This is a genomic window from Halobaculum sp. XH14 (genome assembly GCF_032116555.1).
Taxonomy (GTDB): Archaea; Halobacteriota; Halobacteria; order Halobacteriales; family Haloferacaceae; genus Halorarum; species Halorarum halobium.
The window spans coordinates 2412467-2435219 of sequence record NZ_CP134949.1 but is presented as its reverse complement, the minus strand read 5'-3'; the positions used below and the strand labels follow the sequence as shown (position 1 = coordinate 2435219).

Genomic DNA, 22753 nt, shown 5'->3' with positions numbered 1-22753 from the left:
TCGAATTGCGGGAGCTGGGAGTGAGGGCAATCGAGGCCTCATCAGGTGTATGCACATTGTGGCGGTCCTCACGGAGGAGTGGCGTGAGTAGCTTAGCACCACCCGCCGAGCCACACTACGGATTCAACGCGTTAGAAGGGTGAAGCCGATGAACTCGATTCTGGCTTATGGAAGTCGACCTATTCGACTTCGTTGAGCAGTGTCGTCACCTAACTAAACAAGGGTTGGGGAAGCACACGGGCAAGCCCGCCACCGTCGTGTTCGTCCGCTGGGTCCCCGTCGTTCTGCACCGCTTTCGGCTCGAAGATGGCCACAGCCCGACATCATGATAGTAGCGTGTATATGTTCACATAGTACCTTACGGTGTTCTCAAACGAGTAGTAGAATGATGTTAGGAATATCTAATTTGGTCAGGTCGGTACGTTACGAGGCTGTAACTGCATCGGTTAACCTTCCGACGGAGCGTGAGGGTCAGTTCTACGACTTCGATATGCCGGAGGCGACCCAGTAGTTCACCGTATCGACATAAGCAAAAACTCCAATAGTGCTGTAAGGCAGACCGTCGAGCACCTCATCGAAAGCGGGAGCCAATTTAACGTCGAGGAACTCGACAGTATCTACCACGATCAGTTGACAATTGTCAAGATCGATGAAACTGGCACGGTAACTGCTCTGGACAAGGTGGAGAACATGGCGTTCTTTCGCGAAAAACGCGATAGTGGTGCCGAACCGTTGAGCACTGTCGCCGAATTCAACTACGTCGATGCAGATACCAAAGAAGGACATGTGATTGCGAGTCGAGCGTCGCCGCTGGCTGCATCGGCGATGAGTTCGAGTTCCGAGCTCCCGATCGCGTCCGGAACCAGCGCACGTGTCGCTCGTTCTCGAAGGATATCGACGAGCTGGTCGACGGTGTAGCGGCTAAATCGAATGCGCTCGCTTGCCCGGAGCCGACTCGCAAGTCTGTCGTCCAACCCCGCCATGAGTTCGTCTTCTCTGTTCGCGATCAGGATGAACGAGAACTGTGGCAGCCTGTTGAGTTCGTACAGGATAGCTTTGTCCTCCAGTTGGTCGACCTCGTCGAAGATGATCACTGACGGCGACTCGTCATGGTCTCGAAGTCGTTCGAGGAGGACGTCTCGTGGCGTGGACTGGCGGTGGATGTCGACGGTACTCGTTAACTCGTCCAGAATCCGATAGAGTGCCTGGAAGCGCGAGTGATCTTCCCAGCAGTTCACGTAGACGGCTTCGACATCGAAGCGGAGGAATCGACAGGATCCCCCGCTTCCTGGAGATCCGATAGGGAATCGACTGCAGAGACGCACTACTGTTGCTTTTGGGCCCCTCGATGGGTGAGGGGCTCGTCGCGGTCGCGAGCGCTTCAACTAGTGATTCGTATGGCAATTAGTGATATCTACGAGACGACGTTCGACGAGGACGTACAGCCCGACGAACAGTCCGGCCAGTGCCCCGAGTGAAACGGTCGAGTACCGACAAACACGGTCGAAACGGTGTGTAAGGACTGCGGACTGGTCATCGATGAGGAGCCGATCGACCACGGCCCGAAGTGGCGGGACTACGGTGATGGGGATTCGAATCCGGAACGCACCGGTGCCCCGCTCACCCCCGCCCGCCACGACCGCTTCCCCGACGAGCCACTACGTGTAGCGACACGGTTCACGGAGCGAATCTCCCCAGCGAACGACATCGTCACGAAAAACGTCGATCCACGCGGTGGTATCGGAGTATTCCAAAGACACCGTGTGCTCACTCGGAACAATCCACCCATCGACAGATGTACGCGGCGTAGAAGTCGTCTTCGTACGTCGCTTCGAGGATCTCGAACCCGGCCCGTTCGAGGAGGGCTTCGAGCACGAATCCATACGTACTATACTCCTCCCGAAAGTGGACGTACAGCTCCTCGTCGGTGAATATCGTCGATCGATTCTTCTCCTCAAGCCACGACTCGATTTCGGTCCGACTGTCCTGTGGATCGAACGAGAAGACGAAGTCCCGCAAGCGAAAGATGCCGCCCGCTTCGAGCGTGTTCCCGACGTTTTTGAGCGCCTCGATCTTCCAGAAATCGGGGAGGTGGTGGAGTGCGTCCTTCGAGAAGGCGAACGACGCAGGGCCGCCACTGTGGTCGTAGCTCAAGAATCCGTCGTGGACGGTCTCGACGTTCCGCATGCGCCGGTCTTCGATTTTCTCCTCAACCGCATTGAGCATGGTTTCGGAGACGTCGACAGCCACGACGCGGTCACAGTGTTTGGCGACGGCGAGCGGAAACACTCCCGTTCCGGTCCCGAAGTCGATGACCGTATCCTCACGAGAGAGACCGAACTCCCGGAGCACGTCAATTTCCACGGAGGGATCGAACGGCATCTTCTCGTCGAACCTGGCGACCTCCTCGGGGTCGAGGTGTTCTGTCCCTGCGTGCCGTTTTTCGTCTATCGTCCAGCCCGGCCCCATACTGCCAGTACCGACGAGTCAAACCGCCAATATCCTACCGGTGGTATGAGAAAGTGTGTCCGACCCGTCGAACCCCGCCCGAACGTGTGACGACCGGGCCGTAGTGCACGATTGCTTTTCGAGGTATGGCATCATAAAACAGTCAGCATGCTCATATTTCAGCCTCCAGAGTTGCTGGATACAGGTGGACTACGTATTAGTTGACTATACACTTATCCTCCAGAAAGGCGAAGGAGGACACATGTCTGGGGAAGAGAATAACCGGCTGGATTCGAACAAAATGGGCACAGGGATCGCGGCCGGACTCGTAATCGGGATCGCTATTGGAGTGACGATGGATAATATAGGGATGGGAATCGGTATCGGCATGGCACTCGGTGTCGCTTTCGGCGCAGCGTGGAGTCAAGCATAGGGAGACACCACGTGAATTCACATCTTGCTACTGCGTTAGGTACACGGGTGTAGCTACCGACCATTTCCCGCCGATCAGCCGTGCAAGATACGCACACTTATGTTATCGAGGCCAGGAAAATCGTGTGACCGATACGGGCCCTGTTGCAGCACATAGTGACGGCCGACCGGACGCTGCCAGACGGACAGTGCTGAAACCGGTGTCCGGAGACAGCAGCCCGTTACTGCCCCGATCACGGACTCACGAGCGATCGCAGTAGTTTCGACTCCGCCTTCTGCAGGTGCTCCGCCGCGGTGCTGGGCGCACAGCCGATCGCATCCGCGACGTCCTCGTGGGTGGCCGTCCGCGGGATCTCGTAGTAGCCGAGTTCGACCGCCGCCCGAATCGCCTCCCGTTGCCGGTCGCTCAGGGCCGTCTCGACGGCGTCCGGAACCGCCGCGAGGCTCCCGACCGCCGTGACCGAAACCGTGATCGGCTCGGGGAACTCCTCCAGCGCGGACTGGATCGCCGCCGACGGGCCGAACACCGAGTACGCCACCGTGCCGTCGGGCAGATACTCGACCGGCGGAAGGGCGACGACGGGGCTCCGATCCAGCAGGTCGAACAGCTCGCGGAGCCGCCGGTTCGTGGCGTCCCGGACGTAGACGTAGAACGCGTTCGGCTCGGCCGCCGTCAGCTCGAAGTCGACGACCGCCGGTATCTCCGCGACGTCCTCGCGGAACGTTTCGGCGTCCCCCTCCACGTAGTGCATGATGCCGAGTTCCTCCCCCGAGTAGTTCCAGTGCATCGCCCTCGCCCGCTCGAGGTAGGGGGCGTTGACGAGGAGGTCGTACATCGGGTGAATCTCGGCTTCCCGTCCCCCCGCATCGAGCGTCAGGCGAACGTGCTTCATACCGTCGTCCAGACGCCGACCGACGGTTAAACCCCCGACTGTGCTATCGCGCAACGACCTCGGGGGCGGGACACGTTCGGTCACACGTGGTGAACGTGTTCGTGACGGGCGCGTCCGGCGTCCTCGGGAAGCGACTCGTCGAACGGCTCGCCGACCGAGGCCACCGGGTGTACGGCCTGGTCCGGGACGAGTCGGGGGCCGAAATCGTCGCCGCCCGCGGCGGCACCCCCCGACGGGGAGACGTGCTCGACCGCGCATCGCTCGAACGGGTCGTCCCCGACGTCGACGTGCTCGTCCACGCCGCCACGTCGATTCCGACGGCGAGAAAGCCGTCCGCGGCGGCCTGGGAGCGGAACGACCGCGTTCGACTCGACGGCGTCAGGAACCTCGTCTCGGTCGCGGGCGACCGGCTGGAACGGGTCCTCTTTCCGAGCGTCGTCTGGGTCGCCCGTCAGCCCGACGGCGAACGGTTCGACGAGACCGCGGACCGCCATCCCGACCGGACCTCACGGTCCGCCGCGGCCGTCGAGGATTTCCTGACCGGCGAGAGCGACGACGGGCGGTTCGACGTCACCCTCCTCCGGTGTGGGTTCTTCTACGCGCCCGACGCGGCCCACACCCGCCAGTTCGGTCGGTCGCTGCTCTCACGCGACTTTCCGATCGTCGGCCGGGGCCCCCTGGGGCGCGGCGACGCACGGCTGTCGTTCCTGCACGCGGACGACGCCGCCCGAGCGTTCGCCACGGCCGTCGACGCCGACGTCTCCGGATCGTATCACGTGGTGGACGACCGGCCGACCACGCTCGCCGACTTCCTCACGACGCTCGCGGGGAAACTCGCCGCTCCCGCCCCGCGCCGGCTCCCGGCGTGGCTCGCCCGGTTCGTCATCGGCGCCGAGAACGCGGCCCTGCTCTTGAAGCCGATGCCGACGTCGAACGACCGGTTCACGGCTGCGACCGGCTGGGAGCCGACGTATCCCAACTGTGAAAACGGTCTGGAGCAGGTGGCGTCGACGTGGGAGGCCGACGGGACGCTCCGGGAAACGGACGGCGGGTACGCCTGGACTGACGGGTGAACTCGGACCCCGTCGAAATGGAGGCGTTTGGGGTCGTGCTGGCTGAGCGTCCGAACTACCCCGTGGTTCACGAGCGTCGATGTCGGGAAACTGCGGCGCCCCACGACCGCGGACAAACTGTATTAGGAGCTACCGTTCCGACGGGGCGGCATGGAGTTCGACCTTCCCAGGGCGGGTGGCGCCCTGGTCGCGCTCGTCGTCATCGGCGTCGGCGGACTGATCGCGGGCGACGTCATGCCCGTCGGGACCGTGCTCACGATGGTGCTGCCGTCGATGGCCGTCTTCGGGGCCGTCGCGTTCTGGCTCGGGATGAAACACGGCGAGTACCGCTCCCTCCGGTAACTAGTTCGACGCGAGACGATCGGCGGAGACGGAGGGCCCCGACCGTCACGACCCCGCCGGGCCCCAATGTTTACGTCACCGACCGTTCCATCCGGGCCAATGGACCGACGGGAGTTCCTGAAACTCGGCACGCTCGGGACGGGAGCCGTCGCCGGGTGTAGCCGGCGGCTGCCCGGCGGGGTATCGGGGGCGAGCCCGACCCCCGCGACGCCGGTCTGGACCCCGAGCGAGCCGCCGGAAGCGCTGGCTCCCTCCGAGGTCATCGGCGTCACGCACTCGAACGGCCAGTACCACCTGACCGACGGGGACTTCCTCAACGAGGGTGCCGAACGGCTCTCGACGCTCGGGACGAACGTCATCAAGGTCTGGTTCCACCGCGTCGACGAGAAGTACTCGTACAACAGCGACTGGAGCGGAGTCGGCCCGTCGCTGGTCGACGTCGCCAGGTCCCGGTACATGCGGGAGCTGTTCGAAGGGTCGTTCTCGACGTACGTCCTCCTCGCGCACTCCTCGACGTGGGGCGAGTGGCTGGGGTTCCAGAACGGCATCACCGACCGCGAGATGCGCACGGTCCGGAGCCGGTTCGAGGAACTGACGCGGCACCTCTTGACGACGTACGACGGCACCGGGAAGACGTTCGTCCTCCAGCACTGGGAGGGCGACAACCTCGCCCAGGGGAACCCGAACGACCCGCTTCCCGACGGGATCGCGGGGAACTTCCGACGGTGGCTCACCGCCCGCCAGGAGGGCGTCGAGCGGGCGCGGAACGCGGTCCCCAGCGACGTCACGGTGTTGCACGCCCCGGAGGTGAACTTCGTCCTCGACGCGAAGAACGACGGGACGCCGCGGCTCATTAACGAGGTGATCCCGGAGGTCGACGTCGACCTCGTCTCGTACTCGGCATGGGAGCTCGGTGATCAGCTCGCCGGCTACCGCTGGGCACCGGGTCACAACGGGCGGCGGCAGTTCGACGAGGCGGAGTCGGTGATCACGGAGACGCTCGAGTACGTCGAGTCGCAGGCGCCGGAGCCGAACGACTACGTGGCCGGGGCGCTCTCCGAGCGCCAGTCCAACGTCTATCTGGGCGAGTTCGGCTCGCCCCTTCAGCGACACGGTAGCGAGCGGGCGATGCGGATCATCCGACCCGTGCTCGAACACAGTCTCGACTGGGGGGTCCGGTGGGCGCTCTACTGGCAACTGTACTGTAACGAGAAGACGGTCGAGGGGGACGTCACCGCGAACGACGACGTCCAGGGCTACTACCTCGTCAGGCCCGACGGGACGCGCGCCCCGACGTGGGACTACCTCTCAAGTGTGCTCGACAGGGACGTGACCTACTGAGCGGGCTCGGCGCGCCCCGGTGCTGGCCACGCCTGCCGAACGAGAGCCAGGAGCGGCGACGTGCGACCGGTACCGCCCGAACCCCCCGCGTGGCGACGTGGCTGCACCGGTCGGCGTGGTGGAACCGACGGACTCGACGGGCGCGGTTCGCGCGCTGAGAATCGGCGCCGAACGTTTTTACGGCTCGTCCGTACCGATCCGAGCGATGAACGACGACGTCAGTGGGTGGCCGAGCGCGCTGCTCGGCGAGGTGTACACGGAGTTGACGGGGAAGACCGTGACCGTCGAGCAGGAGGAGACGACCGGCATCGTCCCGAACATCGTCGGCGTCGACGACCGCGGTCGCTACGTCCACGTGAAGTTCCGGGTCCCCCGGTCCACCTCCCGCGCCGAGCCGAACTCGGCCATGGTCCAGCGCGACGAACTGCTGGCGGAGACCCACGAGCGCGACGCGATCACGACCGAGGAGTAAGACTCGACGACGGACGAATCGGACTCCACGGCGGACGACGGGCGAGCAGAACTCCACGGCTGCTGGACGGCGAGGGTGGCCGGGGGCTCCGGCCGACGAGGTGGCGGGGCGAGGCGTCAGCGCCCGGGGACGAACCGACTACCGAACCGCGCAACCCACCTCAGTCGTCGGGCGCGGTCGTCCACGGGTCAGCGAGCAGCGAGTAAATGAGGACGCCCGCGAACACGGTGACGACGTAGGGCCACGTCGGCCACCCGGTCGCCCGAAACAGGAGTGAGACCGCGACGACCCACACGAAGGTGGCTCCCAGGTCACGCAGGACGAGCTGCCAGGGTACCGACCGGTGAACCGCGTCGAGTCGATCAGAAACCCGCGAGGCGTCGGGCATGGTCACCGTCGTCCGTACGGCCTCACGAGCCAAAAGTCCGGCTCAAAAGTGACAGCCGAACGCGTCGAGCAGGTGGTGTGCGGCGGTCCCCCAGACGAAGTCCGCCCCCGACCACCACGACCGGGCGTTGTTGATGCTCCCGACGAGGACGCACTCCCCGGGACGTTCGGGGTCCTCGTGGAACGTCACGGAGCCGCTGTCCCCGTCGAGGATGCTCCGCGCGTCGCCCCACTTGACCTGGCCGAGCTTGCAGGCCTTCCCCGAGTAGCAGGTCACGCCGTCGATCCCTCGGATCCTGCCGGTCGTTCGACCCGACAGCGCGCCGACCTTGGTGAGCGGCTCCCCGCGTGCGACGAGGTCCGCCAGCCCGAGCTTCGTGTACTGGCCGATGACTCGCGACGGCGTCGCCCGTTCGATGGCCGATGCCGGACGGAACCCCTCGACGGGCGCGACGCGGACGACGTCCGCCAGCGGGTACCCCCTCCGGACGTCCCCGACGTGGCGGCCGTCGTCCCGGTAGCGGACCGACAGCGGTTCGCCGCGGTGTTCGGTCTCCTTCGTCCCCGAGGCGCCGAACACGTGGTTCGAGGTCGCAAAGAAGCGCGACCCGCTCTCGGCGTCGAACAGCGCCGGCGCGAGCGTGCCGAACGAGCCGCCGGCGGTACAGACGACGCCGCCGGGGACGCGCCCGCGCGCCAGATCGGACACCCGGTAGGCGTCCGCGAGGGCGGTCTCGGGGCCAGGTTTCGGCGGGATCGCGTCGACGAGGTTCACGTCGACCGCGACGCCCTCCGCCACGTCCTCGAGCGTCGCGGAGACGCGCTCGTCGGTCGCGTCGACCCGGATCGACGCCGCCGGTTCGGCGAGCGTGCCCGGCACGACGAAGGAGCCGATCAGCGGCGAGAGGCCCGCCTCGAGGATCTCCGCCTGCACCTCGAACGCGAGCCTGAGGCTCCGGTACCACTCGACCGGCACCTCTCGCGTTCGGGGTTCGAGCGTGTTCGATCCCGGTTCGGGCCGGGCCATCGCGTAGGTGATCGTCTCCGTCCGCCCCGCCGAGACGTAGTCCGTGCCGAACCCCCAGACGAGGCCGGCGCTCGCGCCGACGCTCACTCCCGTCTGTAGCAGTTGGCGTCGCCCGACGTGGACGCTCGTGTCGCCGTCGGACCCGGACGGGGCGCCGGCGTCGCGATCCTGGCCTTCCACTCGGGGCAGGTTTCGACGTCCACGCATAACTCGCTTCGCCCGGCATCTGCCGAGCGTTCACGGCATCGGGGGTGTACGGCCCGGGCCGGCCGTTCTGATCGAGCCGGACTGGGTCACCCGGCGTTCCCTCACAGCCCACCATCCTCACACGGATGAACCGACGCGAGTTCGTGAGAACAGCCGGTGGCGCGACCACGGTGACCGCCGCTGGGAACGTTGACCCGGCTTCATCCCGGTCACGATGCGGTGAATCGGCTGGTCCGTGGGCCTGCTTACATGGCGAACACAGTTTCAGTCAGCACGGACAGTCCATCCGTCGTTCAGCAGTCTGTATACCGCCCAACAGCAGTTCCAGTTCGTCGTGACCCCGGTACCGCACCGTTCTGCTTCTCGGGTCGTACTCGACGGCGCCCACGTCCGCCAGTTTGGGGAGGGTACTGTGGTGCAACTGGATGGCGATCCGTTCCGTGTCTTTCGTTCCATACTCGTTCAGTTCATCTGCGAGCTCCGCAACCGAAGCCATATCGTCCGATGTGGATTGGAAGTAGTCGAGCGTAGCGCGGCTCTCCTCTGTCGCAAGGGTACTCAGAAGCTGACTCATCCTGTCGGGGTGGGTCGATTGCTGGCGGTCCATGTGGATTCGGTTGTACGGCTCAGTGGCCATCTGAACTGTGTATGCGAACCCACGTGGGGAGACCCACGGGAATGGACGGCTATCGCCGTCAGAACGACGTCCACTGCGTGTGCGAGCGGACGCATACTCTGTTCCGACGTCATCTCGAACGTCCCCAGGACAGTTAAGAGGCATATTCACTCGTATCCTCACACAGCAACCGGAACATGATGTGCACATCTCCCGTACCGATCGGTAGCGAGTTCGATCACGATCGGTCACGGTCGTGGACGATACGCGCCGGGAAGCGCTCACGAAACCGCGTCCACCACCGGCGTGAGCCGACGAACCACCGCAGCTCCGCTCGGGTCGAGCCGCCACCGTCGCGCTCCGGCCGCTGGCCGGAGCGGGCGGGCCGACAACCGGCGTTGGCTCCGCGTGGGTCCACCGCCCCGATTTATACCTATTCCTTCCAGGACGATCTGTGGATTTTATCACCGGTTCACGACACTGTCGAGACACGAGAGCCACGACGGAGTCTCCCCCCTCCAGTTCGGCTCCACCGGGTCGACGCGAGCGCTCGCGTCGTCACCGGACGCGGCGAACGGCGGCCGCCCCCCGAGGCGCGAACCGACGGACTCACAGCCCCCTACCCGATGCAAACCGCCCTCTCACGACGTCAGGTGTTGTCCCGAACCGCCGCAGCCGGTGTCGGAACGGCCGTCGCCGCCAGCGGGCTCGCACGCGGCGAATCCGCGACGACCCGGCAGGACGGCCTCGAAGCACTGCTCGACGAGACCGCGAACCGGGCGTTGACCGACCACGACGCCGGCGGATTGACGGTCGCGGTCGTCGACGGCGACGACGTCCTCACGAAGGGGTACGGCCACGCGTTTCGGAGCGAGGACGTGCCGGTCCGGGCCGACGAGACGCTCTTTCGCGCCGGCTCGGTGTCGAAGGTGGTCACGTGGTCGGCGGCGATGCAGCTGGTCGACCGCGATCGGATCGACCCGGACGAACCGGTGAACGACTCCCTCGAGGCCGTCGACCTCCCGCGGCGGTACGACGACCCCATCACGCTCGAACATCTCGCCACGCACACGCCGGGCTTCGAGGTCCGTGGCTGGGGTGATTCGGTTCGGGACCCCGAGTACGTGCGTCCGCTCGCGGAGTCGGTTTCGACCGACGTCCCGACACGCGTCCGGCCGCCCGGCGAACTCCCCCAGTACACGAACTACGCCGCGGCGCTGACGGGCCAGTTGATCGCGGACGTCACCGGCGAGACGTTCGGAACCTACGTCACCGAGAACGTCCGTGACCCGCTGGGGATGACGAACAGCACGTTCGACCCCGCGCCGCCCGGCCTCGTCCCGGCCGAGGGAACGGCCGTCGAAGACGTCGTGAGCTTCTACTCCGACGTCGCTCCCGCGTCCGGGTTTCACACGACCGGCGCGGACATGGCGCGGCTGCTCCGGGCGCACCTGAACGCCGGCGTCGTCGACGGTGAACGGGTCCTCTCGGCCGACGCGGTCGAGGAGATGCACCGGCGGTGGTACACGCCCCACGAGGCGGTCGACGGGATGGCGTTCGGCCTGTTCGAGCAGTCCCGCGGGGAGACGCGACTGGTCAGACACGGCGGCGCAGTCCCACAGTTCTCATCCGAATTCGCGCTGCTTCCCGACGACGGAGTCGGCCTGTTCGTCGTCGCCCACGGCGAGGAAGCGTCCGGGGCGAAGCAGGTCGTGGTGGACGCGCTGTTCGAGCGGTTCGCGCCGACTCAATCGACCGGCGAACGGCTCACGCCGTCGGGACCGCCCGAGCGCGCCGACGAACTCGGCGGCCGGTATCGCTCCGTCAACACGACCGACAACGCGACCGCCGAGAAGCCCGTCTTCGGTCTCTTCACCGGGCGGCCGATCGACGTTCGAGTCGCCGACGACGGCCGGCTGATAACCGAGCAGGGGGACGGACGGGAGGAGTGGGTGGAGATCGACCCGCTCGTCTTCAGGCACGTCGAGGCGGATGCGACGCTGCTGTTCCGCGAGGACGGCGGCGACGTGACACACCTGCTGGACGGACTGAGCGCCTACGAGCCGATCGGCTATCACGAGCAGTTGTCGACTCAGGGACGGCTCGCGGCCCTCGCCGCGGTGACCGTCCTCACCGGCCTCGTCGGCTGGCCGGCCGCCCGCGGCTGGCGTCGGTATCGCGGGGGCGACTCGCCGCCGCCGCCGCTCACCCGTGCGCGGTGGGTCGCCGGTGCGGGCGTCGCCGGCACCGCACTGTTCGTCGCCGTCCTCGTCGCGACGAGCGTCGCGGTGGCGGCGACGGACGGGCCGACCCTGTTCAATCGTCCACCGGGGTGGTTCGAGGCCGTGTTCGTCGTGCCGACGGCGGGCGTCCTCGCGACCACCGCCGCGGTCGGCCTCGCGGGGCGGGCGTGGCTCCGAGCCGAGTGGTCGCTTCCCGCTCGCCTGCACTACTCGGCGGTCGTCGTCGCGTCCGCCGCCCTGTACTGGCTCCTGCAGTACTGGAACCTGCTCTGGATCCGCGTGGGCTGATCGCCGTTCGCTCGCCCGGTTTCACGCCGTGATCGGGCGCCGATCGGATCGAATCAGCCGACCCTCACGCGACACGGTTTCCCGTCCGGTCTCGTAGTGAGGACCCAGTTTGGGGCGTCGAGTGGGCCGTTCACGGGAACGACTCCGGAGCGATGGCGATCGACTCCCGGCGAACGTCGCCTACGAGAGGTGGGCGGTGACGTCCGTCGAGGAGATCATCCCGACGTAGTCGTCGTCGACGACCGGGAGGTGTTTGATGCCGTACGTCGCCATCATCGCGGCGGCCTCCTCCATGTAGAGTTCCGGGGAAGCGGTCTCGACGTCGGTCGTCATCACGTCGGCCACGGTGAGGACGGAGGTGTCGCGGCCGTCGGCGACGGCCCCGAGCACGTCCGTGCTGCTGACGATCGATCGTGGCGAGGTGAGCACGACCAGCGCGCTGATCCCCTCCTCCTGCATCCGCCGCGCGGCTTCCTCTACCGTCGCGTCCTTCGAGATCGTCTCCAGCGGCGTCGACATGACGTCGGCGACGGTCGGCCTGGGTTCGGCGGTCATATCGACCACGTGGGACGCTGCAGGTATGGAAGTTCCCCTTCTCCCGGTCGGTCCCGCTGAGGGACCCGCCCTCCTCTCCGAACCGCGGCGGGGCCGCTGCTCCGGTTCTACCGCCAGGCGTATCGACCGCACGACGGGTGGCTCGAAGCACGAACAGAAGCAGGCCCGTCCGGGAGACGCCCCCGGAACGGGCTGCCGGAGTACTCGTTCCCATGTATGCCAGCGTGGGGCCCACGGAAGCTATGGCAACGGCGGTCACTGCCGAAGGCTCGCGATACACGCCCTCAGCCGGATGGCCTCATCGGGCGCCCGTCGTCGGCATCGGACGCTCCCGTGGCAGACCGACGTTCGGACACGGGACCGGTGAGTCGAGAGTCGATTAGTCGTCGGGGTTCGACGACGCGGACGGGGCCGCCGATCGGAACGGCCGGCCCCGACGCCCCAGCGTAACCTATTTACCTGATACCGCCCGAAAATTCGTCACGGACGTCGACCCGTCCATTCTTCGTTCGCCCATCGGTTCGCCGCCGCCACGGTGGCGTCGTTCGATGGCACTGCTCCGAGATGCGCCGTGCCGGATGCCGCCGTCGGGGGGAGCCGTGGGTGTCCCCGACGGGCCGGCCGCACCCTCTCTATCCATGAACGAAATGAACGTCCCCCGTTCGGCGCGTGGAGCGGACCTCGTCGACCACACGGTTTACGCGCGGGGTCGACCCGGTTCGACCGACCTGAACGGGGAGATCGCGCTCGCCGAGTGCCCTCGATGTGGAGCCTGGACCTCCCCGGAACGGGCGCTGTCGCGGCTCGGCCGCCGGTCGAACTGGTCCCCATCACGCCGGCGGGGCGAGTAGCGATGGACGGGACCCCCTCCCCGGCCGGCGACCCTGACGGCACGCTGGCGGTCGAGTTCCCCGACGGCCTCACGACCGGGTCGACCGTGCTGGTCGCGGGGACCCGGGAGCCGTCGTTGGCCGCCGTCTGCCTCCGCGCCCTCCATCGATACGGGCGGGCCGGCGACGGCGCGCTCGTGGTCACGACCGCCGACGCCGCCGGCCACGCCATCGAGACGTACGAGCGGCTCCCGTCCGGGACGGGTCGGCCGTCGCTCGGGCTCGTGGACACGAGCGGCGGGCGCGAGTCAGTCTCCGCCCCGTACGGCGATCAGCCCGTCCTCTCCACGCCGTCCCCGGGCGACCTCGAACGCCTGGTCGTCGCGCTCTCGGACCTGTCCCGGACCGTCGGTTCGCCGGACGGCACACGACACCTGGTCGTGCGATCGCTCACGCCGATTCTCGACGCCGCGGCGACCGACCACGTGTGTACGGTGCTGGAGCGAATCACGGGGCTCCGATCGGCCGACGGGCTCTGTCTGCTCGGCGTGGACTACACGGCCCACGACGAGGTGACGATGGAAGCGGTCGCCGAGACCGTGGACGGCGTGCTGTGGGTGACCCGATCGGACCCGGACCGGCTCGGGTTCGAGTACCGGCCGACGAGGGGGCGCCTCGCACCCACGAACGTTGATCAGGGCCGAGACGGCTGAGGGGCCGACCTTGGCCGTGGAGTTCGGAGTGACACCGTTCGATCGCCCGGTGGACCGTCCCCGCCGACCGATGAACGTTCGTCTGTTCACCCCCAGGGGTTCGAGCGCGATGCGGGTATCGGCTCAGGTGCGACTCTCTATTCGTCCGTGGCGGGACTCACAGGTCGGTCGGCCCCGTCCTGGTGTCCCGGACTCGCTCGTCGAACACCGATCGCTCGCCGTTCGACGACGTCAGAAAGCGCCCGGAGCGGGATTTGAACCCGCGTCACGACCGTGACAGGGTCGTATGATGGGCCACTACACCATCCGGGCTTACTGCACTCACTCGTATCCGAGGTACGTAATTAAGGCTTGTTATCCACCGCCGGCGTGTCCCCCGATACCACTCGGCGCAAGGTTGAAGAGGCACGTCGCCGATTGTTCGCCCGTACTACCCTGCGGGTCGACTAGCGTCGCGTCCCGGACGACTTGACAAGCGTTAAATGTCTGAGTCGTATAGTGCGCCGTAGTATCTCGTGACAACTTCTCCCCAGCCGGACAGGCCGACGCCGAACGCCACCACCACCCACTCATGGTAAACGTAAGCGAACACGAACTGGTTCCGGACCACAGCGTCCTCGACGATCCCGAGCGCGTCGAGGAGGTCCTCGAGGAGTACAACGTGAAGAAAACAGACCTGCCGAAGATCACGCGGACGGACCCCGCGCTCCCCGACGAGGCGGAGGTCGGCGACGTCATCCGCATCGAGCGCGACTCCCGCACCACCGATCAGGCGGTCGTCTACCGACTGGTGGTAGAATGAACCGGGAGGCGCGACGCGAGGTGTCCCGGGAGTACTTCTCCCAGGAACGGCTCGCGGCACACCACTTCCGGTCGTTCAACAACTTCCTCTCGCGGGGCATGCAGCGCGTCGTCGACGAGAAGGAGACCATCGAGACCGACATCGGCGACAAGGAGGGACAGGAGCCCGTCTACGTCGAACTCGGCGACGTGCGCATCACGACCCCGCGCGTCCGCGAGGCCGACGGCTCCGAGGAACTGCTCTACCCGCAGGAGGCCCGCCTCCGCAACATCACCTACTCCGCCCCGGTGTTCATGGAGATGAAGGTCATCCGCGGCGGCGAGGAGGAGCCGGAGACGGTCGTCGACCAGACCGAGACGAAGGTCGGTCGGATGCCGATCATGGTCGGCTCCGAGAAGTGCAACATCGCGGGCTTTTCCGACGACGAACTCGTCGAGATCGGCGAGGACCCCGTCGACCCCGGCGGCTACTTCATCGTCAACGGCTCCGAGCGGGTGCTGATGACCTCGGAGGACCTGGCGCCGAACAAGATCCTCGCCGAGTACGACACGAAGTACGGCGACGAGATCCAGGTCGCCAAGACGTTCTCCCAGCGCCGTGGCTACCGCGCCCTGGTCCTCTGTGAGCGCAACCGCGAGGGGCTGCTCGAAGTGAGCTTCCCGTCGGTCTCCGGCTCGGTGAACTTCGTCACCCTCGTCCGTGCGCTCGGGCTCGAATCCGACGAGGAGATCGTCCACCGCGTCTCGGACGACCCCGAGATCGTGAAGTACATGCTGGAGAACCTGGAGGAGGCCGAAGTGCAGACCGAGGAGGAGGCCATCGAGACCCTCGGCGAGCGCGTCGCCTCGGGCCAGGGGAAGAACTACCAGCTCAAGCGGGCGAACTACGTCATCGACCGCTACCTCCTCCCGCACCTCCACGAGGAGGGCATCGAGGACGAGGAGACCCGCAGCAACAAGGCGTTCTACCTCTGCCGGATGGCCGAAGCCTGCTTCGAACTCGCGCTCGGCCGGCGCGAGTCCGACGACAAGGACCACTACGCGAACAAGCGGCTCAAGGTCTCGGGCGACCTGATGACCGACCTGTTCCGGACGGCGCTGAACAAGCTGGCCCGGGACGTGAAGTACCAGCTCGAACGTGCGAACATGCGCAACCGGCAGCTCACCGTCAACACGGTGGTTCGCTCGGACGTGCTCACCGAACGGCTCGAACACCCCATCGCCACCGGGAACTGGGTGGGCGGCCGCTCGGGCGTCTCCCAGCTCGTCGACCGGACGGACTACATGGGCGTGCTCTCACACCTTCGTCGCCTCCGCTCGCCGCTCTCGCGGTCCCAGCCGCACTTCGAGGCGCGCGACCTGCACGCGACCCAGTGGGGTCGCATCTGTCCCTCCGAAACCCCGGAGGGGCCCAACTGCGGGCTCGTGAAGAACTTCGCGCAGGCGATGGAGCTCTCACAGAACATCGAGGACGAACAGGCACTCAAACGTGAACTCGCGTCCATGGGCGTCGAAGGGATGCCCGGCATCGAGGGCGTGGACCGCGCATCAGCGGACGACTAAACATGGCTCAGGCACGAGAAGCGAAAGTATACGTCAACGGGAGCCTGGTCGGGACACACCCCGACCCGAACCAGCTCGCAGCACAGATCCGGGAGGCGCGTCGGCGCGGCGACGTCTCCGATACGGTGAACGTCTCGGTGCGGGAGCGCACCGGCGAGGTCATCGTGAACGCCGACGCCGGGCGCGCCCGGCGGCCGCTCATCGTCGTGGAGAACGGCGAGCCGATGCTCGACGACGAGCACGTCGAGGCGATGAACGACGGCGAGATCGAGTTCGAGGACCTCGTCGAGCACGGCCTCGTCGAGTTCATCGACGCCGAGGAGGAGGAAAACATCCTCGTCGCCGTCGACGAGGACGACATCACCGAGAACACCACCCACCTCGAGATCGACCCGCAGCTCATCTTCGGCATCGGCGCGGGCATGATCCCGTATCCGGAACACAACGCCAGCCCGCGGATCACCATGGGCGCGGGGATGATGAAGCAGTCGCTCGGGCTCCCCTCGGCCAACTACCGCATCCGGCCCGACACCCGGCAGCACCTGATGCACTACCCGCAGCTGTCGATGGTGAAGACCCAGACGACCGAGCAGATCGGCTTCGACGAGCGCCCCGCCGCGCAGAACTTCGTCGTCGCCGTCATGTCCTACGAGGGATTCAACATCGAGGACGCGCTGGTCATGAACAAGGGGTCGGTCGACCGCGCGATGTCGCGCTCGCACTTCTTCCGCACCTACGAGGGCGAGGAGCGGCGCTACCCCGGCGGCCAGGAGGACCGCTTCGAGATCCCCTCCCAGGACGTCCGCGGCGCCCGCGGCGAGGACGCGTACACCCACCTCGACGAGGACGGCCTCGTCAACCCCGAGACGAAGGTCGACGAGAACTCGGTCCTGCTCGGGAAGACGAGCCCCCCGCGGTTCCTCGAGGAGCCCGACGACATGGGCGGGCTCTCCCCCCAGAAGCGCCGCGAGACGTCGGTCACGATGCGTTCCGGCGAGGACGGCGTCGTCGACACCGTGACGCTGATGGAGGGCGAGGACGGCTCGAAGCTCTCGAAGGTCTCGGTCCGGGACGAGCGCATCCCCGAACTCGGGGACAAGTTCGCGTCCCGGCACGGCCAGAAGGGCGTCGTCGGCCACCTCGCCCCCCAGGAGGACATGCCGTTCACCGAGGACGGCGTCGTCCCTGACCTGGTGCTCAACCCGCACGCGCTCCCCTCGCGCATGACGGTCGGCCACGTGCTGGAGATGCTGGGCGGCAAGGTCGGCGCGCTGGAGGGCCGGCGCGTCGACGGCACCGCGTTCCAGGGCGAGAACGAGGACGAACTCCGCGACTCGCTGGAGGAGCACGGCTACAAGTCCTCCGGAAAGGAGGTCATGTACTCGGGCGTCACCGGCGAGAAGATCGAGGCGGAGATCTTCGTCGGCACCATCTTCTACCACAAGCTGTACCACATGGTGTCGAACAAGCTGCACGCCCGATCGCGCGGGCCGGTGCAGGTGCTCACCCGCCAGCCGACCGAGGGGCGCGCCCGCGAGGGCGGGCTCCGCGTCGGCGAGATGGAGCGCGAGGTGCTCATCGGACACGGCGCGGCGATGGCGCTGAAGGAACGGCTGCTCGACGCCTCCGACCGCGAGACGGTGTACATCTCGGAGGAGACCGGCATGGTCGCGGTCGAGGACCGCGAGCAGCGCCGGATCTACGACCCGATCACGGGTGACGAGGACGACATCCACGAGATCGAGGTCAGCTACGCCTTCAAGCTCCTGCTGGACGAGATGAAGGCGCTCGGCATTCGACCGACCCTGGAACTGGAGGACGCTGTATAACAATGGCTGGTCAGACACCCAAGGAGATCGGGGCCATCAAGTTCGGGCTGATGGACCCGGAGACGTACCGCGACATGTCCGCTACGAAGGTGATCACGGCGGACACGTACGACGACGACGGCTACCCCATCGACATGGGGCTGATGGACCCGCGGCTCGGCGTCATCGACCCCGGGCTGGAGTGTCGCACCTGCGGACAGCACTCCGGGTCGTGTAACGGCCACTTCGGCCACATCGAACTCGCCGCGCCGGTCATCCACGTCGGCTTCACGAAGCTCATCCGCCGGCTGCTCCGCTCGACGTGCCGCGAGTGCGGTCGGCTCGCGCTCACCGACGAGGAGAAGGAGGAGTTCTCGGCGAACCTGCAGCGGACGAAGGACCTCGGCGGCGACCCGACGGACGTGCTCAAGTCCGCGGTCCGCCAGGCCCGGAAGGCCTCGACGTGCCCGTACTGCAGCGCGCCCCAGGCCGACATCAAACACGAGAAGCCGACCACCTACTACGAGGTGCAGGACGTGCTCTCGGGCGAGTACTCCGAACTCATCGCCGAGGCGATGCAGCCCGACGAGGACGACGAGGACGACGAGGGGATGGCACCGCCCGAACTCGCGGAGGAGACCGGAATCGACCTCTCGCGGGTCAACGACATCCTCTCGGGCGAGTTCCGCCCGCGACAGGAGGACCGCAAGGCGCTGGAGAAGGCGCTCGACGTCGACCTCACCGAGGAGGACATGAACAAGCTGATGCCCTCGGACATCCGCGACTGGTTCGAGGACATCCCCGGCGAGGACCTGGAGGCGCTCGGCATCGACCCCGAGGGGTCCCGGCCCGAGTGGATGATCCTGACCGTCCTCCCGGTCCCGCCGGTGACGGCGCGTCCCTCCATCACGCTGGACAACGGCCAGCGCTCGGAGGACGACCTCACCCACAAGCTCGTCGACATCATCCGCATCAACCAGCGGTTCATGGAGAACCGCGAGGCGGGCGCCCCGCAGCTCATCATCGAGGACCTGTGGGAGCTGCTCCAGTACCACGTGACCACGTTCGTCGACAACGAGATCTCGGGCACCCCGCCCGCGCGCCACCGCTCTGGCCGCCCGCTGAAGACGCTCTCCCAGCGCCTCAAGGGCAAGGAGGGGCGCTTCCGCGGGTCGCTCTCGGGCAAGCGCGTGAACTTCTCTGCCCGGACGGTCATCAGCCCGGACCCGACGCTCTCGCTCAACGAGGTCGGCGTCCCCGAGCGCGTCGCGAGCGAGATGACGCAGGTGATGAACGTCTCCGAGCGGAACGTCGACCGGGCGCGACGCTACGTCGCCAACGGCCCCGAGGGCCACCCCGGCGCGAACTACGTGAAGCGGCCCGACGGCCGCCGGCTGAAGGTGACCGCGAAGAACTGCGAGGAGCTCGCCGAGAAGGTCGAGGCCGGGTGGGAGGTGAACCGCCACCTCGTCGACGGCGACATCGTGATCTTCAACCGGCAGCCGTCGCTCCACCGGATGTCCATCATGGCCCACGAGGTCGTGGTGATGCCGTACAAGACGTTCCGGCTCAACACCGTCGTCTGCCCGCCGTACAACGCGGACTTCGACGGCGACGAGATGAACATGCACGCCCTGCAGAACGAGGAAGCCCGCGCGGAGGCGCGCGTCCTCATGCGCGTGCAAGAACAGATCCTCTCGCCCCGCTTCGGCGAGAACATCATCGGGGCGATCCAGGACCACATCTCCGGGACGTACCTGCTGACCCACGAGAACCCCGAGTTCACCGAGACGCAGGCGCTCGACCTGCTGCGTGCGACCTCGGTCGACGAACTGCCCGAGGCCGACGGCGAGAACGAGGCCGGCCAGGCGGTCTGGACGGGCCGGACCGTCTTCTCGGAGCTGTTGCCCGAGGACCTGAACCTCGAGTTCACCTCCTCCGCGGGCGACACCGTCCGGATCGAGGACGGCCAGCTCGTCGAGGGGACGATCGACGAGGACGCCGTCGGCGCGTTCGGCGGCGAGGTCGTCGACACGCTCACGAAGGTGTACTCCGAGACCCGCGCCCGCGTGTTCATCAACGAGGTGGCGTCGCTGGCGATGCGTGCCATCATGCACTTCGGCTTCTCGCTCGGCATCGACGACGAGTCGATCCCGCCCCAGGCGAACGAGCAGGTCGACGAGGCGATCGAGAGCGCCTACGAGCGCGTCCAGGAGCTCATCTCCACGTACGAGGCCGGCGACCTCGAGTCGCTGCCCGGCCGTACCGTCGACGAGACGCTGGAGATGAAGATCATGCAGACGCTCGGGAAGGCCCGCGACTCCGCGGGCGAGATCGCCGAGGACCACTTCGCCGACGACAACCCGGCGGTCATCATGGCGCGCTCGGGCGCCCGTGGGTCGATGCTGAACCTCACCCAGATGGCCGGCTGCGTCGGCCAGCAGGCGGTCCGGGGCGAGCGCATCAACCGCGGTTACGAGGACCGCACGCTCGCCCACTACGAGGAGCACGACCTCTCGGCGGACGCCCACGGCTTCGTGGAGAACTCCTACCGCGGCGGGCTGACGCCGCGGGAGTTCTTCTTCCACGCGATGGGGGGGCGCGAGGGGCTGGTCGACACGGCGGTCCGGACCTCCAAGTCCGGCTACCTCCAGCGCCGGCTCATCAACGCGCTCTCGGAACTCGAGGCGCAGTACGACGGCACCGTCCGGGACACCTCGGACAACATCGTCCAGTTCGAGTACGGCGAGGACGGCACCTCGCCCGTGAAGGTGTCCTCCACCGAGGAGAACGCCATCGAGGTCGACCAGATCGCCGACCGCATCGTCGACGCCGAGTTCGGCTCCGACGAGGAGAAGGCGCAGTTCCTCGGCCGCGAGGAGCCGCCGACGAACCTCTCGGAGTACGCCGGCCCCGGCCTGGACAAGGCCGGCGGCGTGGGGGTGGAGTCGGATGACTGAGAGCGTCGACCGGTTCGTGGACGCCCACGACGCGGTCACCGAGGACATCGCGCTCGTCGTCGAGGACACGGAACTGCCGCGCCGGCTGAAGGACCGCGTGTACGGGACGGTCGACGAGCGCGGCGGCGTCACGACCGAGCAGGCGAACGAGATCGCCCAGGCCGTCGAGTCACGCTACCTCGACACGCGCGTCGACCCGCTTGACCCGGTCGGGACTGTCTCGGCACAGAGCATCGGGGAGCCGGGAACCCAGATGACGATGAACACGTTCCACTACGCGGGCGTCGCGGAGATGGACGTGACCCAGGGGCTCCCCCGGCTCATCGAGCTCGTGGACGCCCGAAAGACGCCCGACACCCCGATCATGATCGTCCGGCTCGACGGGGAACACGCGACCGACCGCGAGAAGGCCCACGAGGTCGTCTGGCAGATCGAGTCCTCGAAGATCCTCGCGCTCGGGGACGTCTCGACGAACGTCGCGGACATGCTCGTCTCGGTCGACCTCAACGACGAGACGCTGCTCGAGCGCTGGCCGACCTACGACGACGCCACCGAGGTCGCCACCGAGGTCGCCGACATCATCGAGGACTCGCTGGGCGTGCAGACGCGCCGGTCGGGCACGGACATCGAGTTCGGCCCGGACGAGCCGAGCTACCGCCGGCTGCTCCAGCTCGTCGAGGAGCTTCGCGACATCGTGTTCAAGGGGATCGAGGAGGTCACCCGCGTCGTCATCCGGAAGGAGGAGACCGACGACGGCGACGAGGAGTTCGTCCTCTACACCGAGGGGTCGGCGTTCTCGGACGCCCTGGAGATCGAGGGCGTGGACGCCTCCCGGACGACGTGTAACAACATCCACGAGATCTACCGGACGCTCGGCGTCGAGGCCGCCCGCGAGTCCATCATCAACGAGACGATGGAGACGCTCGAGGAGCAGGGTCTGGACGACGTGAACGTCCGGCACCTGATGCTCGTCTCGGACATCATGACGAACCGGGGCACGGTCGAGTCGATCGGTCGACACGGCATCTCGGGCTCGAAGGAGTCCGTGCTCGCCCGCGCGGCGTTCGAGGTGACGGTCAACCACCTGCTCGACGCGGCGATCATGGGCGAGGAGGACGACCTGGACGGCGTCATCGAGAACGTCATCGTCGGCAAGCCGGTGTCGATCGGCACCGGCGACGTGGACCTGCGGATGGGCTCGAAGCCCACCCCGACCTCCGGCGACGACTGAATGCGCGTCCAGCTCTCCGACGAGGCCCGGCAGTACATCGGGACGTTCGACGAGTTGACCGACGTCGGGCCGGTCGACTGCCTCCTCCAGGACGGCGGCGACCGCGTCGTCTTCCTGCTCCCGGCGGGCGAGATGGCCGACGCGATCGGCCCGGACGGCCGGACCGTCCGCCGGGTCGAGGAACGGCTCGGCGCGGACGTCTCGCTCGTCGAGGACGCCGACACCCCGGAGGCGTTCGTGGCGAACGCGCTCGCGCCGGCGGCCGTCCGCGGGGTGACCGTCTCCCGGCAGAACGACACGGTCGCCTACGTGGAGGTGCCGGAACGCGACCGCGGGGTCGCCATCGGGTCGGAGGGCCGGACCATCGAGACGGCCCGCGAACTCGCGCGCCGTCACTTCGACGTCGACGACGTGCAACTCGCGTAGGTCCGCGCGCGCCGTCTCCCCGCCGGCGGATCCGTCGGCGTCGCAGCCGGTGACGGCCGGGTAAGCGCCGCCTGCTTTTGGAACTGGACGCCGTTTG

At 67.0% G+C, this 22753-nt stretch carries 21 protein-coding genes, 1 tRNA gene and 2 pseudogenes; 15 read left to right on the top strand and 9 right to left on the bottom strand.

The genetic code is table 11. The features are described 5' to 3' along the window. Positions 1-167 precede the first annotated feature (167 nt). Positions 168-317, top strand: a pseudogene (locus RJT50_RS12435) (IS5/IS1182 family transposase); the annotation flags it as partial. Positions 318-477: 160 nt separating this feature from the next. On the opposite strand, the gene RJT50_RS12430 reads toward RJT50_RS12435, so the two are convergent. Both RJT50_RS12430 and RJT50_RS12425 read right to left on the bottom strand, forming a co-directional pair. Next, positions 478-786 carry a hypothetical protein gene (locus RJT50_RS12430; protein WP_313691719.1) on the bottom strand — a complete coding sequence of 103 codons (309 nt, stop codon included), beginning with the start codon at positions 784-786 and terminating at the stop codon, positions 478-480. Continuing rightward, positions 756-1094 (bottom strand): Cdc6/Cdc18 family protein, encoded by a 339-nt coding sequence (locus RJT50_RS12425; protein ID WP_313691717.1) that lies wholly within the window; start codon positions 1092-1094, stop codon positions 756-758. Before RJT50_RS12425 ends, RJT50_RS12430 begins: the two co-directional genes overlap by 31 nt. Before the next feature lie 303 nt (positions 1095-1397). Between RJT50_RS12425 and RJT50_RS12420 the strand changes: the two are divergent. Then, positions 1398-1643, top strand: a pseudogene (locus RJT50_RS12420) (TFIIB-type zinc ribbon-containing protein); the annotation flags it as partial. Positions 1644-1767: 124 nt separating this feature from the next. Here RJT50_RS12420 and RJT50_RS12415 read toward each other — a convergent pair. Continuing rightward, entirely contained in the window at positions 1768-2469 is a 702-nt protein-coding gene (locus RJT50_RS12415; protein ID WP_313691715.1) for a class I SAM-dependent methyltransferase, read from the bottom strand. Between the two features lie 241 nt (positions 2470-2710). On the opposite strand from RJT50_RS12415, the gene RJT50_RS12410 reads away from it, so the two are divergent. Next, the gene (locus RJT50_RS12410; protein ID WP_313691714.1) at positions 2711-2881 is read left to right on the top strand and encodes a glycine zipper domain-containing protein; all 171 of its coding nucleotides are present in this window, start codon (positions 2711-2713) and stop codon (positions 2879-2881) included. A gap of 232 nt (positions 2882-3113) precedes the next feature. Here the strand turns inward: RJT50_RS12410 and RJT50_RS12405 are convergent, their stop codons facing one another. Beyond that, entirely contained in the window at positions 3114-3773 is a 660-nt protein-coding gene (locus tag RJT50_RS12405) for a helix-turn-helix domain-containing protein (protein ID WP_313691712.1), read from the bottom strand. An 86-nt stretch (positions 3774-3859) separates the two neighbouring features. On the opposite strand from RJT50_RS12405, the gene RJT50_RS12400 reads away from it, so the two are divergent. The 4 genes from RJT50_RS12400 (at position 3860) to RJT50_RS12385 (ending at position 7001) form a co-directional block, all read left to right on the top strand. Continuing rightward, on the top strand, positions 3860-4846 hold the full coding sequence (locus RJT50_RS12400; protein ID WP_313691711.1) for an NAD-dependent epimerase/dehydratase family protein: 987 nt from the start codon (positions 3860-3862) through the stop codon (positions 4844-4846). Positions 4847-4996: 150 nt separating this feature from the next. Further along, positions 4997-5188 carry a DUF7333 family protein gene (locus RJT50_RS12395; RefSeq protein WP_313691709.1) on the top strand — a complete coding sequence of 64 codons (192 nt, stop codon included), beginning with the start codon at positions 4997-4999 and terminating at the stop codon, positions 5186-5188. 99 nt (positions 5189-5287) lie between these two features. Then, on the top strand, positions 5288-6529 hold the full coding sequence (locus RJT50_RS12390; protein ID WP_313691708.1) for a hypothetical protein: 1242 nt from the start codon (positions 5288-5290) through the stop codon (positions 6527-6529). A gap of 205 nt (positions 6530-6734) precedes the next feature. Further along, on the top strand, positions 6735-7001 hold the full coding sequence (locus tag RJT50_RS12385; RefSeq protein ID WP_313691706.1) for a hypothetical protein: 267 nt from the start codon (positions 6735-6737) through the stop codon (positions 6999-7001). 160 nt (positions 7002-7161) lie between these two features. On the opposite strand, the gene RJT50_RS12380 is transcribed toward RJT50_RS12385, so the two are convergent. The 3 genes from RJT50_RS12380 to RJT50_RS12370 all read right to left on the bottom strand — a co-directional run bounded on the left by RJT50_RS12380 (position 7162) and on the right by RJT50_RS12370 (position 9229). Continuing rightward, positions 7162-7389 (bottom strand): DUF8119 family protein, encoded by a 228-nt coding sequence (locus tag RJT50_RS12380; protein ID WP_313691704.1) that lies wholly within the window; start codon positions 7387-7389, stop codon positions 7162-7164. A gap of 42 nt (positions 7390-7431) precedes the next feature. Then, positions 7432-8595 (bottom strand): hypothetical protein, encoded by a 1164-nt coding sequence (locus RJT50_RS12375; protein ID WP_313691703.1) that lies wholly within the window; start codon positions 8593-8595, stop codon positions 7432-7434. Between the two features lie 295 nt (positions 8596-8890). Beyond that, positions 8891-9229 carry a DUF7344 domain-containing protein gene (locus RJT50_RS12370; RefSeq protein ID WP_313691702.1) on the bottom strand — a complete coding sequence of 113 codons (339 nt, stop codon included), beginning with the start codon at positions 9227-9229 and terminating at the stop codon, positions 8891-8893. A 662-nt stretch (positions 9230-9891) separates the two neighbouring features. On the opposite strand from RJT50_RS12370, the gene RJT50_RS12365 reads away from it, so the two are divergent. After that, positions 9892-11769, top strand: coding sequence for a serine hydrolase domain-containing protein (locus RJT50_RS12365; RefSeq protein ID WP_313691701.1), 1878 nt, complete (start codon positions 9892-9894; stop codon positions 11767-11769). Positions 11770-11949: 180 nt separating this feature from the next. On the opposite strand, the gene RJT50_RS12360 is transcribed toward RJT50_RS12365, so the two are convergent. After that, positions 11950-12324: a CBS domain-containing protein gene (locus RJT50_RS12360; RefSeq protein ID WP_313691700.1), complete on the bottom strand. Its 375-nt coding sequence runs from the start codon at positions 12322-12324 to the stop codon at positions 11950-11952. 763 nt (positions 12325-13087) lie between these two features. On the opposite strand from RJT50_RS12360, the gene RJT50_RS12355 reads away from it, so the two are divergent. Then, complete coding sequence (locus RJT50_RS12355; RefSeq protein WP_313691699.1) at positions 13088-13867, top strand: DUF7504 family protein; 780 nt, start codon at positions 13088-13090, stop codon at positions 13865-13867. 239 nt (positions 13868-14106) lie between these two features. Here RJT50_RS12355 and RJT50_RS12350 read toward each other — a convergent pair. Next, positions 14107-14179, bottom strand: a tRNA-Asp gene (locus RJT50_RS12350). Positions 14180-14438: 259 nt separating this feature from the next. Here RJT50_RS12350 and RJT50_RS12345 point away from each other — a divergent pair. The 6 genes from RJT50_RS12345 to RJT50_RS12320 are packed head-to-tail and all read left to right on the top strand — an operon-like array spanning position 14439 to position 22656. Beyond that, positions 14439-14669: a DNA-directed RNA polymerase subunit H gene (locus RJT50_RS12345; RefSeq protein WP_313691698.1), complete on the top strand. Its 231-nt coding sequence runs from the start codon at positions 14439-14441 to the stop codon at positions 14667-14669. After that, entirely contained in the window at positions 14666-16231 is a 1566-nt protein-coding gene (locus RJT50_RS12340; RefSeq protein ID WP_313691697.1) for a DNA-directed RNA polymerase subunit B'', read from the top strand. Before RJT50_RS12345 ends, RJT50_RS12340 begins: the two co-directional genes overlap by 4 nt. Before the next feature lie 2 nt (positions 16232-16233). Next, the gene (gene rpoB / locus RJT50_RS12335; RefSeq protein ID WP_313691696.1) at positions 16234-18060 is read left to right on the top strand and encodes a DNA-directed RNA polymerase subunit B; all 1827 of its coding nucleotides are present in this window, start codon (positions 16234-16236) and stop codon (positions 18058-18060) included. Between the two features lie 2 nt (positions 18061-18062). Continuing rightward, positions 18063-20999 (top strand): DNA-directed RNA polymerase subunit A', encoded by a 2937-nt coding sequence (locus RJT50_RS12330; protein ID WP_313691694.1) that lies wholly within the window; start codon positions 18063-18065, stop codon positions 20997-20999. Further along, entirely contained in the window at positions 20992-22230 is a 1239-nt protein-coding gene (rpoA2, locus tag RJT50_RS12325; protein ID WP_313691693.1) for a DNA-directed RNA polymerase subunit A'', read from the top strand. Before RJT50_RS12330 ends, rpoA2 begins: the two co-directional genes overlap by 8 nt. Continuing rightward, positions 22231-22656, top strand: coding sequence for a NusA-like transcription termination signal-binding factor (locus tag RJT50_RS12320; protein ID WP_313691692.1), 426 nt, complete (start codon positions 22231-22233; stop codon positions 22654-22656). It begins immediately after the preceding gene. Positions 22657-22753 lie beyond the last annotated feature (97 nt).